This is a genomic window from Devosia sp., assembly GCF_035944845.1.
Lineage (GTDB): Bacteria > Pseudomonadota > Alphaproteobacteria > Rhizobiales > Devosiaceae > Devosia_A.
Map to the genome: position 1 here is coordinate 1 of NZ_DASZAW010000133.1, position 12,719 is coordinate 12,719.

Below are 12,719 nucleotides of genomic sequence, written 5' to 3' on the forward strand. Positions count from 1 at the left end.
AAGGTCTGCACGATCAGCGTCTCGCTGCGGGGCGTGCCCACATCGGTCATTTCCTGCGCGTAGCTGGCGCCTGCCAGCAGCAGGCCCGCCAGCGGGGCCAGCACGTATCGGCCAAGCCGTACCATTGTCCGTGTCCTCCTCATGTGCCCAGGATCGCCGCCGGGTCTCGGCCAAAGCGTCCGGGATTGAACCTCGCGGTGGTCGGCCATCGCACAGCCGTGCCGTCAGCCGGCTTCACGCCGGCCGCGCACGAAGTCGCCGTGTTCGAAGGGCTCCTCACCTGCTCCCCGTGCGCACCTCAGGTATCTGCACCCGAGGCCCGCATCGCAACCAGACGAGTTCTGTCTGTTTCGTTTTGTTTGCGATTGATGACGATTACGGAGCTATTGAGCGCAAGTCAATGCCGATTTTCGCGGCGATCGCCAGTAAGCAGCGCGTATCCGATCCGGTTCGGCAGCGCGGCACAGCGTCCTGCCCCAGCGACTGGCGCTGAGGCAGTGGAACTAAGAGACTGGTGGGTCTAAACTATTTCAGCGAGCGATGATCAGTTCGATGCCACGACGCTCGAACTCCCGGGCGTCTTCGTCCCGGATCCCGTCATCGGTGATAAACGAGTGAATCACATCCAAAGTGCCAAGCCGCGTGAACGAAGTGCGGTTGATCTTGGTGGAATCCGCCACCAGGTAGACGTGCTGCGCCGCCTTTATCATCGCCTGCTTCAGCTGCAGATCGGCAAAGCTCGGATAGGTCAGCCCGGCATCGAGCGACACCCCGGCCGTGGCGAGGAACAACTTGCCCGAAAGGATGTCGCGGAAATATTCGACCGACTTGTCGCCGCTCAGCGACAGGGTGGGCGCCTTGAACTGGCCGCCCGGCATATGCACCGCGAATCCGGGCACCGCGCCGAGGATCAGCGCAATGTTGAGCGCATTGGTGATGACGGTAAGGTCGCGCCGCTGCAGCAGCCCGTGCGCCACCTCGGTGGTGGTCGAGCCGGCATCGAGAATGATCGTCTCGCCATCGCCGACCAGCGCTGCGGCGCGCACCCCGATCCTGCGCTTTTTGTCCATGTTCTCAAGGTGTTGCAGGCTCAGCGTCTCGACCTGCCGGGGCAGCGTCTTGAGGAATGCGCCGCCATGCTCCCTGGTGATATAGCCGTCGGCTTCCAGCCGCTCGAGATCCTGTCGGATCGTCGCTTCGCTGACTTCGAAGGCGGCGGAGAGGTCGCGCACCCGGGCGCTGCCCTCTTCCTGCAGCCACTCGAGAATCTTGCGCCGCCGCGGCTCCGCCAACAGCCCGCTCAGCGTGCCGGCGTCGACGCCTGCCTTGCGGTCCTGCCGGCGGATGCTCTTCTGCTCGTTCATCTCTCAGGCGCGCCTTTGCTGACCTCTGGCAAACTACCGTGGCGGTTGGGTTTTCCGCAACCCGCGCACCCCGCTTTCCACTTCGGATATCTAGCAACTATACGCCAAACGAAACCATTCGCAAATTTTCGATAGTGACGAGCGGCAAACAATCGGTTAGTTGTCGCAGCAAGATGCATGGGAGGCAGCGGCAGCAAGCCGTCTTACCCCGAATGCTGGAGGAGGCAGTTTTGACGTTCCCGGCTTCCGCCGAACTTCGCAACGATCCGGTCGCGCTGATCCGCGACAAGGCGCTGTGGATCCGCCGGCGCAGTTTCCAGATGGTGTACGAGGCGCAATTGGGTCACCCCGGTGGCGATTTCAGCGCCGCCGACGTGCTGGCGACGCTGTATTTCGGCGTGCTGCGCCACGATCCCGCCGATCCGCGCCACCCGACGCGCGATCGCTTCGTGATGAGCAAGGGCCACTGCACCGGCGCCTTCTATGCCGTGCTCGCCGCCGCCGGCTTCTTCCCCGAAGCGCAGCTGAACACCTACATGCAGCCGCTGTCGCTGCTCAACGGCCATCCCAACCGCAACTACCTGCCCGGCGTCGAGACCAATACCGGCCCGCTCGGCCACGGCCTGCCGGTCAGCGTCGGCATCGCCATTGCCGGCCAGATCGACAATGCCGATTACCGCACTTTCGTGCTCACCGGCGACGGCGAACTGCAGGAAGGCAGCAACTGGGAAGCGGCGCTGACCGCCGGGCATCGGAAGCTCGAGAACCTGACGCTGATCATCGATCGCAACCGGCTGCAGCAGGGCGCCCGCACCGAGGAAACCGCCGGCCTCGATCCGCTCGACGACAAGTGGCGCGCCTTTGGCTGGCAGGTCGAGATGGTCGACGGCCACGATCACCGCGCCCTCTACGAAGTGCTGAGCAAGTCGCCCAAGGGCCGCGGCAAGCCGCTCTGCGTCATCGCCAACACCTTTAAAGGCAAGGGCGTCAGCTTCATGCACGACAACGTCGCCTGGCACCACGGCGTGCCCAACAAGGAACAGTACGAGCAAGCCATGCGGGAACTCGCCTGATGAGCGCCGCTGCCCCTGCCCCCGCCGGCTGGCACGATTGCCGCGACACCTTCTCGAAGACCGTCGAGGCGCTGGCCGAATCCGACCCGCGCATCGTCACCGTGGTCAGCGACAGCGTCGGCTCGTCCAAGCTGGTCAATTTCAGGAAGCGCTGGCCCGAGCGCATGGTCAATGTCGGCATCGCCGAGCAGACCGTGGTGGCGGTGGGCGCCGGCCTCGCCAATGGCGGCAAGATCCCCTTCGTTTCGGCCGCCGCGTGCTTTCTCACCGCCCGGGCGATGGAGCAGATCAAGGCCGATATCGCCTATACCAATGTCAACGTGAAGCTGATCGGCCAATCGAGCGGCGTCGCCTATGGCGAACTCGGCCCCACCCACCATTCCATCGAGGACATGGCCTGGCTGCGGCTGCTCAACAACCTGACGCTGATCGTCCCCTCCGACCCCTGGGAGACCGAACAGGCGATCCGCGCCGCCGCGGCACTCGATGGCCCGGTGTTCATCCGGGTGAGCCGCATGCCGGTGCCCGACCTCAAGCGCTCCAACGCGAAGTTCGAGATCGGCAAGGCCGAGACTTTGCGTGATGGTGACGATCTCGCCATCATCGCCAATGGCGTGATGGTGCACCGCGCGCTCGCCGCGGCCGAGGCGCTCGCCGCCGACGGCATCGCGGCGCGCGTCATCAACATGTCGACGGTCAACCCGCTCGACGAGGCGACCATCCTCGAAGCGGCGAAGACCGGCGCCGTCGTCACCGTCGAAGAGCACTCGGTGCGCGGTGGTCTCGGCGGTGCAGTGGCCGAAGTCCTGGCGACGCATGATCCGGTGCCGATGCGCATTCTCGGCTTCCCCGGCTTCCTGCCCACCGGCTCGGCCGACTGGCTGCTCGAGCATTTCCATCTGAACGCCGCCGGTATCGCCGACGCCGCACGCCAGCTTCTTGCCCGCAAATGAGCAACGGGCTGATCCTCGCCATCGACCAGGGCACCACCAACACCAAGGCCCTGGCGTTCGACGCCGAGGGCCAGGTGGTGGCCAGTGCTGCGGTATCGATGGCGGTCAGCTATCCGCAGCCCGGCTGGGCCGAGCAATCGGCCACCGCTATCTGGCAGGCCGTTCGCACCGTAATAGCCGACGTCGTCGCCAGGGTCGGCCCCGACCTGGACGCGCTGGCCATCTCCAATCAGCGCGAAACCATCGTGGTGTGGGACAGTCGCACCGGCGAGCCGATCGCCCCGGCCATCCTCTGGCAATGCCGCCGCTCGGCCCCCGCCTGCGCCGCCATCCGAGCCGCCGGGCATGGTGAGTTGATCGAGTCCCGCACCGGGCTTGGCATCGATCCGCTGTTCCCGGCAGCCAAGCTTGCCTGGGTCCTCGACAACGTCTCCGGTGCCCGGGACGCCGCCGCCGCGGGGCATTTACGCGCCGGCACCATCGATGCCTGGCTGCTGTGGAACCTCACCGGTGGCGAGCACGCCACCGATCATTCCAACGCCTCGCGCACCCAGCTGTTCAACACCGAGGCGCTGGCCTGGGACGCCGAACTCGCCCGCATCTTCGATGTGCCGCTGAGCCTCATGCCCCGCGTTCGCCCCTCCGACAGCGCCTTCGGCGCAGCCGCAGCGGGCGTCTCGGCCCTGGCTGCCGGAACGCCCATCCACGCCATGATCGGGGACTCTCACGCCGCCCTGTTCGGCCACGGCGTGCGCGAACCGGGCACGGTGAAGGCGACCTACGGCACCGGCACCTCGCTGATGACCCTGACCTCGGGTCGCATCATGAGCCGCAGCGGCCTCTCCTCGACCATCGCCTGGAGCACCAGCGCCGGCGTCGCTTATGCGCTCGAGGGCAATATCTCGGTCTCAGGCCAGGCCGTCGCCTTCATGGGGAGCCTGCTCGGCATCCCCGACCCCGCCGCCGTCGCCGCACTGGCCGCCACCGTCCCCGACAGCAATGGCGTCACCTTCGTGCCGGCCTTGGTCGGGCTTGGCGCCCCCTATTGGGATCCTGACGCCCGCGGCAGCATCTCGGGCCTGGCGCTCGGCACCACCCCGGCGCACCTGGCGCGGGCCGCCGTCGAAGCCATCGCCTTCCAGGTCGCCGACGTGTTCAGCGCCATGGAAGCCGATCTCGGCCAGCCGCTGGGCCGGCTCTCGGCCGATGGCGGCGCGGCCCGCAACGACATGCTGCTGCAGTTCCAGGCCGACCTGATCGATCGCCCGGTGCTGCGCGGCGAGTTGCCGGAAGTCAGCGCCGCCGGCGCCGCGCTGCTCGCCGCTTCGGGCCTCGGCCGCAACACCACGCGGCCCAAAGGGCGAGAGGACCAGTTCATCCCGCAAATGTCGCAAGCCGCGCGCCAGGCGGCGCTCTCGGGCTGGCTCGCCGGCGTCGGTCGCGTGCTGCAGCGGGACCAGATCACCTGAACCAACCGCTTCGGGCGGACAACAACACGAGGGAGACCATCGAGATGAGCAAGCTGCGCTTCGGAGCCGGCATCTGGCATTTTGCCACCTATGTCGATCGCTACGCCACCGACGGCTATGGCGAACCGCGCAACGTCATCGAGGCCATCGACCTCGCCGGCAAGGTGCGCGACCTCAGCGTCGTCGACATCAACTACCCATTCTTCGGCGGCGAGTTCTCCAATGCCGAAATCAAGACGGCGCTCGATCGCAACAAGCTCGGCGTCATCGGCATCACCCCCGAGATCTACACCCGCGAATTCCGCAAGGGCGCCTTCACCAACCCCGATCCGGGCATTCGCCAGCGCGCCCACGAACTGATCACCGAAGCCGCCGGCGTGGTGCGCGAATTCAAGGCCGAGTACGTGAAGCTCTGGCCGGGCCAGGATGGTTGGGACTATCCGTTCCAGGTCGATCACGGGGCGCTGTGGAAGAACTCGCTCGACGGCGTCGGCCGGCTCGCGAGCGAAAATCCCGACCTCAAATTCGTCATCGAATACAAGCCGCGCGAGCCGCGCGTGCATATGAGCTTTGACTCGCTGGCCCGCACCTTGCTCGGCATCGAGAAGATCGGCCTGCCCAATGTCGGCATCCTGCTCGATTTCGGCCACGCCATTTTCGGCGGCGAATCCGCCGCCGACTCCGCCCAGATGGCCATCGATTACGGCCGGCTGTTCGGCATGGACGTCAACGACAACTACCGCTCCTGGGACGACGACCTGGTGGCCGGCAGCCTCCACCCGATCGAGCTGTTCGAGTTCTTCCACGTGCTGCGCAAGAACAAGTGGGACGGCGTCTGGCAGCTCGACCAGTTCCCGTTCCGAGAGGACAGCGTCGCAACTGCCGATCACGCCATCGACTTCCTCAAGGCGGTCGACCGCGGCCTCGAAGCGCTGGATCTCAAGGCGCTGCGCAAGGCCCAGGAAGACCACGACGCCATCGCTGCGCTGCGCATCGCGCAGAAGGCGCTGTTCGGGTCGTTCTGAGGCCACCGTCCTCTCCGTGATCCTCCCCCGCGTGGCGGGGGAGGGGGACCAGCGAAGCTGGTGGAGGGGGCGGCCAAACCATCGGCGCTTCATGCCCCCTCCACCGCCTTCGGCGGTCCCCCTCCCCCGCCACGCGGGGGAGGATTGCTGCACCGCCGGTGCCTGGCCCACGGACAAGCTGCCGCACCGCCAAATGGTGCACTTTCCAACCGTCTCATCCCCACCTATACCCGATGCACACACTGATTTGGGGACGGGACGCTGCCGGGATTTTCGCCTGACATTGCATTGGGAGCACTATGTGCCTTGCCGTTTCTGGCATGCATCCTCGCCTATGCGCTGCAGGGTCGATTATCCTCGGGAGCGGTGTACGTCAGCGGCGGCGTCGCGGCCCTGCTCTTCCTCATCACCCTGCTGCTGTTCCCGCAGATTTCAGCTGTCGGCGTGCTGTCCCACCGCATCGAGTGGATCCCGCAGCTCGGGCTCAATCTGACGCTGCGCATGGATGGCCTCGCCTGGCTGTTCTGCGTGCTGATCACGCTGATCGGCCTGCTCGTCGTGCTCTATGCCCGCTACTACATGTCGCCCAAGGATCCGGTGGCGCGGTTCTATGCGCTGTTGCTCGCCTTCATGGGCGCGATGCTGGGGCTCGTGCTCTCCGGCAACATCATCCAGCTCGCCGTGTTCTGGGAGCTGACCGGCCTCGTCTCGTTCCTGCTCATCGGCTACTGGTACCATCGCGGCGATGCGCGCGATGGCGCTCGCATGGCGCTGATCGTTACCGGCATGGGCGGGCTGGCGCTGTTCGTCGCCATGCTGCTGATCGGCCATATCGTCGGCAGCTACGAGCTCGACGATGTGCTGGCTTCGGGCAGCACGCTGGTCGATAGCCCGCTCTATCCGGTCACGCTGATCCTGTTCCTGCTCGCCGCCTTCACCAAGAGCGCGCAGTTCCCGTTCCAGTTCTGGCTGCCCAACGCCATGACGGCGCCGACCCCCGTCTCGGCCTATCTCCATTCGGCCACCATGGTGAAGGCCGGCGTCTTCCTCCTCACCCGGTTCTGGCCGGTAATGTCCGATTCCGAACTCTGGTTCGCCATCGTCACCTATACCGGCCTCGCGACGCTGATCTTCGGCGCCGCCGCCGCCCTGTTCCAGCGCGACCTCAAGGGCCTCCTCGCCTATTCGACCATCAGCCATCTCGGCCTCATCACCACGCTGCTGGGCATGGGGACGCCGCTTGCCGCCGTGGCGGCGATCTTCCACATCGCCAACCACGCTACCTTCAAGGCGTCGTTGTTCATGGTGGTGGGCATCATCGACCACGAAACCGGCACCCGCGACGTGCGAAAGCTCAGTGGCCTCAGGCGGTTCATGCCGTTCACCGCCACCTTCGCCATCATCGCCTGCGGCGCCATGGCCGGGGTGCCGCTGCTCAACGGCTTTCTCTCCAAGGAGATGTTCTTCACCGAAACGGCAGTGTTCAACCCGAACGCATTCGTCAACCTGTCGCTGCCGATTGGCGCGACCATTGCCGGCATGCTGAGCGTCGCCTACTCGATCAAGTTCGTGCATGGCGTGTTCTTCGGGCCGCCGCCGACTGAACTCGACCGGGTGCCGCACGAACCGCCGGCCTTGATGCGGCGGCCGATGGAACTGCTGGTCGTGGTCTGCCTCGCCGTCGGCATCATCCCCGGCATCACCATCGGGCCGTTCCTCGCCTCGGCGGTGCAGTCGGTGCTGGGTGCCGACACGCCCTATTACAGCCTCTCGGTCTGGCACGGCTTCAACTGGCCGCTCTTGATGAGCCTCCTCGCCATGCTCGGCGGCGTGGTGATCTACGTGCCCTATTACCGGCGCTTCCGCGATGTCGACGGGCTGCCCTTCCTCACCCGCTTCCGCGGCCAGCGCATCTTCGAGCGCCTGCTGGTCAACGCCACCAACAAATGGGCGCGGAGCTTCATTGAGCTGTTCGGCACGCAGCGGCTGCAGCCGCAGATCTTCATCGTCGTGCTGCTGGCGCTCCTTGCCGGCGTCGCCGCCGGCTGGGCCCGCATGGGCAACCTGCCGCTGCCCGAAAGCTTCGATCCGGTGCTCGGCCTCGTCTGGGTGCTGGGCGGCGTCAGCGCCATCGCCGCAGCACAGCAGGCCAGGTTCCACCGCCTTGCGGCGATGATCCTGATGGGCGGCGCCGGGCTCGCCACCTGCATCACCTTCGCCTGGCTGTCGGCCCCCGACCTGGCGCTGACCCAGTTGCTCGCCGAAATCGCCACTACGGTGCTGATCCTGCTCGGCCTTCGCTGGCTGCCCAAGCGCCTGCCGGTGCCTGACGACCTGACGCTCAGATCGCGTGCGCGCCGGGCCCGCGATATCGGTCTCGCGGTGCTGGTGGGGTTGGGCGCAGCGCTCGCCAGCTATGCCGTGATGACCCGCGGCGCCCCGACCGGCATCTCGGAATTCTTCCTCGCCAACGCCTACAAGCAGGGCGGCGGCACCAACGTCGTCAACGTCATGCTGGTGGATTTCCGCGGCTTCGACACCATGGGCGAAATCACCGTGCTCGGCGTCGTGGCGCTCACCGTGTTCGCCCTGCTCCGCCGCTTCCGCCCGGCCGCCGACAGCGCCGACCGGCCCGAGCAGCAGCGCCTGCTCGATGGCAGCGCCGAGGGCCAGCGGCTCGCCGATGATTTCCTGCGTATCCCGGCGCTGATCATGACCTGGCTGTTCCCGGTGGTGATCGCGATCGCCATCTACATGCTGCTGCGCGGCCATGATCTGCCCGGCGGCGGCTTCATCGCCGGCATCATCCTGTCGCTGGCCTTCATCCTGCAATACATGGCCAACGGCACTCGCTGGGTCGAAGAGCGGCTGCGCGTCTTGCCGGTGCTGTGGATCGGCTGGGGGCTGGGGCTCGCCATGCTGACCGGGCTCGGCGCCATGGCGCTCGGCGCGCCTTTCCTCACCTCGGCCTTCGCCTATGCGGAGATCCCGCTGATCGGCAAGATTCCGCTGGCCACCGCGCTGCTCTTCGACCTCGGAGTGTTCGCGCTGGTGGTCGGCGCCACCGTGCTGATGCTGATCGCCTTGGCGCACCAGTCGATCCGAAGGCCCAAGCCCGCCGGCTCGGCCAAGCCGAGGGAACGCGAGGGACTGGCAAAATGGAACTGATCCTTGCCGCTGCCATCGGCGTGCTGGCCGCCTCGGGCGTTTACCTGATCCTCCGTCCGCGCACCTTCCAGGTGATCATCGGGCTGTCGCTGATCTCCTACGCGGTGAACCTGTTCATCCTCGCCATGGGCCGGCTGCGCATGGATGCGGCGCCGATCCTCGATGGCGCCAATGCCAACCCGGCCGACTATGTCGATCCGGTGCCGCAGGCCCTGGTGCTGACTGCCATCGTCATCGGCTTTGCCATGACGGCGCTTTTCCTCGTCGTGCTGCTGGCGGCCCGCGGCCTTACCGGCAACGACCACGTCGATGGAAAGCTGGACTGATGGCGGCGCTCAATCACATCGCCATCCTCCCCATCCTCGTGCCGATGGCGGCTGTCATCGCCAACCTGCTGCTCGGCAACCTGCGGCCCCCCAGCCGGGTGCGGCTCAACCTCGCCTTCAGCGTCGTGCTGGCGCTGGTGTCGATCCTGCTGCTGGTTGCGCTGGCGCAGTCCGATGGGCACCTCGCAGCGGTCTACCCGCTCGGCAACTGGCCGGTGCCGTTCGGCATCGTGCTGGTCGCCGACCGGCTCGCGGCCGTGATGGTGCTCGTCACCTCGATCCTGTCGCTTGCCGCCCTCGTCTATGCCTCGGCGCGCTGGCACAGCCGCGGCACCAACTTCTTCCCGCTGTTCCACGCCCTCACGATGGGGCTCAACGGCGCTTTCCTGACCGGTGACCTGTTCAACCTCTTCGTCTTCTTCGAGCTGCTGCTCGCCGCCTCCTACGGGCTGACCCTGCATGGCGGCGGCCGCAACCAGGTGAAGGCGGCGCTGCACTACATCGCCATCAACCTAGTGGCGTCGTTCCTGTTCCTCATCGGCGTGGCGCTGATCTACGCCACCACCGGCACGCTCAACATGGCCGATATCGCCCGCGCCGTACCGCTGATTGCGCCTGACGATCGTGGCCTGTTCGATGCCGGGGCGGCGGTGCTCGGGGTCGCCTTCCTGATCAAGGCCGGCTCCTGGCCGCTGCACTTCTGGCTGCCCCGCACCTATTCCTCGGCGGCCCCACCGGTGGCGGCCCTGTTCGCGGTAATGACCAAGGTGGGCTTTTACGCCATCCTCAGGCTCTGGACCCTGGTGTTCGCCAACTCATCCGGCCCCGAACTGGCCTTCGGGCAGAACGTGCTCCTGGTGCTGGGGCTTGCCACCATCAGTTTCGGCAGCATCGGCGCGCTGTCGAGCAAGGCGCTCGACCGGCTGGCGAGCTACCTGATCCTTGTTTCTGCCGGAACGCTGCTGCTCGCTGTCGGCTACAATGCGCCTGGCGTCACCAGCGGCGCGCTCTACTATGTCGTCGTCGCCACTCTCGCCGCCGGCGCACTGTTCCTCCTCAAGGATGTGATCGACCAGATCCTCCCCGCCGAAGCACAGGTGCTGGCGGTGTCGCTCGAAATCTACGGCGACGAGGAAGAAGCCGCTGACGACGTCGACGAGGTGAGCCGCACCGTGCCCGGCGCCGCGACGCTCGTCAGTTGGTGCTTCGCCATCGCGGCGTTGATCATGGCCGGCCTGCCGCCGCTCTCCGGGTTCGTGTCGAAATTCGCCATGATCTCGGCGGCGCTCGGCGCCGGGCCGACTGCCGCCACCTGGTGGTTCATCGCCGCGCTGATCGTTTCGGGCTTCCTGGTCCTCGTGGCGATGGTGCGCAACGGCATCAACATCTTCTGGACTTCGCTGCCCGACAGCGACACCCCCCTGGTGCGAACCGCGGAACTGGCGCCGATCGTCGTACTGCTGGCGCTCTGCGTGGCGCTGGCGCTGGCTGCCGGCCCGGCGATGGCGTTCTTCACCGAGACGGCCGCCTTCATCCATTCGCCACAGGGCTATGTCGATGTGGTGCTGCCCAGGGAAGCCACGCCATGAGGCGGCTGCTCCCCTATCCCGTGCTGGCGGGAGCGCTGCTGGTGCTGTGGCTGGTGCTGCAGCAGTCGCTCGGGCTCGGTCAGCTGCTGCTCGGCGGCGGCGTCGCCATCGGCGTGGCGTTTGCCGCCAGCGCCATCCTCCCCGGCCGGGTCCGGTTCCGCCGCCCCCTCAGCCTGCTGCAGCTGATAGCGGTGGCCGGCATCGACATCGTCCGCTCCAACATCGCGGTGCTGCTGATCCTCCTCAACCCCCGGGCCGAGCCGCGGGCCGGTTTCATCAAGATGGAGTTGCAGCTCACCAACCAGTTCGGCCTCGCGGTGCTGGCATGCCTGCTCACGGCGACGCCCGGCAGCGCCTGGCTTGAGTATGACGGCGAGCGCAGCACCGTACTGATCCACGTGCTCGATCTCGCCGACAAGGACGAATGGATCGCCACCGTCAAGCAGCGCTATGAGCGGCTGTTACTGGAGATTTTCGAATGAGCCAGATGATCCTCGACTGGAGTTTGCTCGCGAGCCAGGTGATGCTCGGCATCGGTATGCTGGCGACGCTCTACCGCATGGTCCGCGGCCCCCGCGCCCAGGACCGGATACTCGCGCTCGACGCGCTCTATGTGGTCGGCCTGCTGCTGCTGGTGACGCTCGGCATTCGCACCGGCTCGGCGATCTATTTCGAGCTCGCCATGTTGATCGGGCTGCTCGGTTTCGTCGGCACCGTGGCGCTGGCCAAGTTCCTGATGCGCGGCGAGGTGATCGAATGATCGACGACCTGCCGCTCTGGCTCGCCATCTTCGTTTCCGTATGCGTCGTCGTCGGCGCCGGCCTCACCATGGCCGGGTGCCTGGGGCTGGTGCGCTTCTCCGATTTCTACCGCCGCATCCATGCCCCCACCATGGGCACCAGCATGGGCGGCGGCCTGATCCTGCTGGCTTCAGCAATCTTCTTCACGGTGACGCAGCAACGCCTGGTGATCCACGAACTGGTGATCTTCCTGTTCGTGACAGTGACCACGCCGGTCACGCTGATGCTGCTCGCCCGGGCGACGCTGTTCCGCGATCGGATCGAGGAAGCGCGGGAGACGGAAGACGGCAGTCGGCAGTAGGCAATCGGCAGTCGATGGGCAGTGCCACGACTGCCTACTCCCGACTGCCGACTGCCGCACCTGCAAGCCTGTCGCAAGCTTGCTCGCCTAGGGTACCACCAGGTGAATCGAGGTGCCGAAATGACCAAGCCAGACATAACCATCGTCCGTGAAGTGTTCGACCTGACCGGGGCGCGCTGGACCGTGCCGGTGCTGGTGGCGCTGGAAACCGGCCGGCTGCGCTTCGGCGAAATCGCCCGCGATGTCGGCGGCGTGGCGCAGAAGCAGCTCGCGGCGACGCTACGAGAACTGGAGCGCGACGGCTTCGTCGAGCGCACCGCATTTGCGACCATTCCGCCGCGGGTCGAATACGAACTGACAGAGCTGGGCGAGGAACTGGTCGGCGGGGTCAAACAGCTCGGCTCGATCGCCTACGCCAACCGCGACCGTATTGCGACGGCGCGCCGCGAGTTTGCCGAGCGGGCGGAGAGTTCGGTCGCGATGTAGAAGGGCTCCCCTCCCCCTTGAGGGCAGGACTATCGCATATGGCGTACGCACGGGACTCTCAGTGGTCCTCCCCCGTGCAACGGGGGAGGGGGACCGCCGAAGGCGGTGGAGGGGGCGGCCGGAGGCGCCGGTGTTTGTGGTCGCCCCCTCCACCAGCTCCGCTGG

General features: G+C 66.5%; 12 protein-coding genes. 11 read left to right on the plus strand and 1 reads right to left on the minus strand.

The genetic code is table 11. From position 1 onward, the window contains the following. Positions 1-530: 530 nt before the first annotated feature. Complete coding sequence (locus tag VGV07_RS26165) at positions 531-1,364, minus strand: DeoR/GlpR family DNA-binding transcription regulator (protein WP_326871673.1); 834 nt, start codon at positions 1,362-1,364, stop codon at positions 531-533. Between the two features lie 230 nt (positions 1,365-1,594). Between VGV07_RS26165 and VGV07_RS26170 the strand changes: the two genes are divergently transcribed. The 11 genes from VGV07_RS26170 to VGV07_RS26220 all read left to right on the plus strand — a co-directional run bounded on the left by VGV07_RS26170 (position 1,595) and on the right by VGV07_RS26220 (position 12,554). Further along, on the plus strand, positions 1,595-2,437 hold the full coding sequence (locus VGV07_RS26170) for a transketolase (protein ID WP_326871674.1): 843 nt from the start codon (positions 1,595-1,597) through the stop codon (positions 2,435-2,437). Further along, entirely contained in the window at positions 2,437-3,390 is a 954-nt protein-coding gene (locus tag VGV07_RS26175; RefSeq protein ID WP_326871675.1) for a transketolase family protein, read from the plus strand. The genes VGV07_RS26170 and VGV07_RS26175 overlap by 1 nt, the downstream gene beginning before the upstream one ends. Further along, a complete protein-coding gene (locus tag VGV07_RS26180) occupies positions 3,387-4,859 on the plus strand; it encodes an FGGY family carbohydrate kinase (protein ID WP_326871676.1) in 1,473 nt (490 codons plus the stop codon). Before VGV07_RS26175 ends, VGV07_RS26180 begins: the two co-directional genes overlap by 4 nt. A gap of 44 nt (positions 4,860-4,903) precedes the next feature. Then, positions 4,904-5,884, plus strand: a complete 981-nt coding sequence (locus VGV07_RS26185) for a sugar phosphate isomerase/epimerase family protein (RefSeq protein ID WP_326871677.1) — start codon at positions 4,904-4,906, stop codon at positions 5,882-5,884. 282 nt (positions 5,885-6,166) lie between these two features. Then, positions 6,167-9,052: a monovalent cation/H+ antiporter subunit A gene (locus VGV07_RS26190; RefSeq protein WP_414650000.1), complete on the plus strand. Its 2,886-nt coding sequence runs from the start codon at positions 6,167-6,169 to the stop codon at positions 9,050-9,052. Beyond that, positions 9,043-9,378 carry a Na+/H+ antiporter subunit C gene (locus VGV07_RS26195; RefSeq protein WP_055883493.1) on the plus strand — a complete coding sequence of 112 codons (336 nt, stop codon included), beginning with the start codon at positions 9,043-9,045 and terminating at the stop codon, positions 9,376-9,378. The genes VGV07_RS26190 and VGV07_RS26195 overlap by 10 nt, the downstream gene beginning before the upstream one ends. Continuing rightward, the gene (locus VGV07_RS26200; protein WP_326871679.1) at positions 9,378-10,967 is read left to right on the plus strand and encodes a monovalent cation/H+ antiporter subunit D; all 1,590 of its coding nucleotides are present in this window, start codon (positions 9,378-9,380) and stop codon (positions 10,965-10,967) included. The genes VGV07_RS26195 and VGV07_RS26200 overlap by 1 nt, the downstream gene beginning before the upstream one ends. Continuing rightward, the gene (locus VGV07_RS26205) at positions 10,964-11,449 is read left to right on the plus strand and encodes a Na+/H+ antiporter subunit E (protein ID WP_326871680.1); all 486 of its coding nucleotides are present in this window, start codon (positions 10,964-10,966) and stop codon (positions 11,447-11,449) included. Before VGV07_RS26200 ends, VGV07_RS26205 begins: the two co-directional genes overlap by 4 nt. After that, complete coding sequence (locus VGV07_RS26210; protein ID WP_326871681.1) at positions 11,446-11,727, plus strand: K+/H+ antiporter subunit F; 282 nt, start codon at positions 11,446-11,448, stop codon at positions 11,725-11,727. Before VGV07_RS26205 ends, VGV07_RS26210 begins: the two co-directional genes overlap by 4 nt. Next, positions 11,724-12,068, plus strand: coding sequence for a monovalent cation/H(+) antiporter subunit G (mnhG, locus tag VGV07_RS26215; protein WP_326871682.1), 345 nt, complete (start codon positions 11,724-11,726; stop codon positions 12,066-12,068). The genes VGV07_RS26210 and mnhG overlap by 4 nt, the downstream gene beginning before the upstream one ends. A gap of 120 nt (positions 12,069-12,188) precedes the next feature. Continuing rightward, positions 12,189-12,554 carry a helix-turn-helix domain-containing protein gene (locus VGV07_RS26220; RefSeq protein WP_326871683.1) on the plus strand — a complete coding sequence of 122 codons (366 nt, stop codon included), beginning with the start codon at positions 12,189-12,191 and terminating at the stop codon, positions 12,552-12,554. Positions 12,555-12,719: the final 165 nt, after the last annotated feature.

Bases quoted from the DNA above. Each gene is read 5' to 3' on its own strand.
- VGV07_RS26220 (WP_326871683.1), top strand. From the start codon at position 12,189: ATGACCAAGCCAGACATAACCATCGTCCGTGAAGTGTTCGACCTGACC.
- VGV07_RS26180 (WP_326871676.1), top strand. From the start codon at position 3,387: ATGAGCAACGGGCTGATCCTCGCCATCGACCAGGGCACCACCAACACC.
- VGV07_RS26210 (WP_326871681.1), top strand. From the start codon at position 11,446: ATGAGCCAGATGATCCTCGACTGGAGTTTGCTCGCGAGCCAGGTGATG.
- VGV07_RS26185 (WP_326871677.1), top strand. From the start codon at position 4,904: ATGAGCAAGCTGCGCTTCGGAGCCGGCATCTGGCATTTTGCCACCTAT.
- mnhG (WP_326871682.1), top strand. From the start codon at position 11,724: ATGATCGACGACCTGCCGCTCTGGCTCGCCATCTTCGTTTCCGTATGC.
- VGV07_RS26175 (WP_326871675.1), top strand. From the start codon at position 2,437: ATGAGCGCCGCTGCCCCTGCCCCCGCCGGCTGGCACGATTGCCGCGAC.
- VGV07_RS26195 (WP_055883493.1), top strand. From the start codon at position 9,043: ATGGAACTGATCCTTGCCGCTGCCATCGGCGTGCTGGCCGCCTCGGGC.
- VGV07_RS26200 (WP_326871679.1), top strand. From the start codon at position 9,378: ATGGCGGCGCTCAATCACATCGCCATCCTCCCCATCCTCGTGCCGATG.
- VGV07_RS26165 (WP_326871673.1), bottom strand. From the start codon at position 1,364: ATGAACGAGCAGAAGAGCATCCGCCGGCAGGACCGCAAGGCAGGCGTC.
- VGV07_RS26205 (WP_326871680.1), top strand. From the start codon at position 10,964: ATGAGGCGGCTGCTCCCCTATCCCGTGCTGGCGGGAGCGCTGCTGGTG.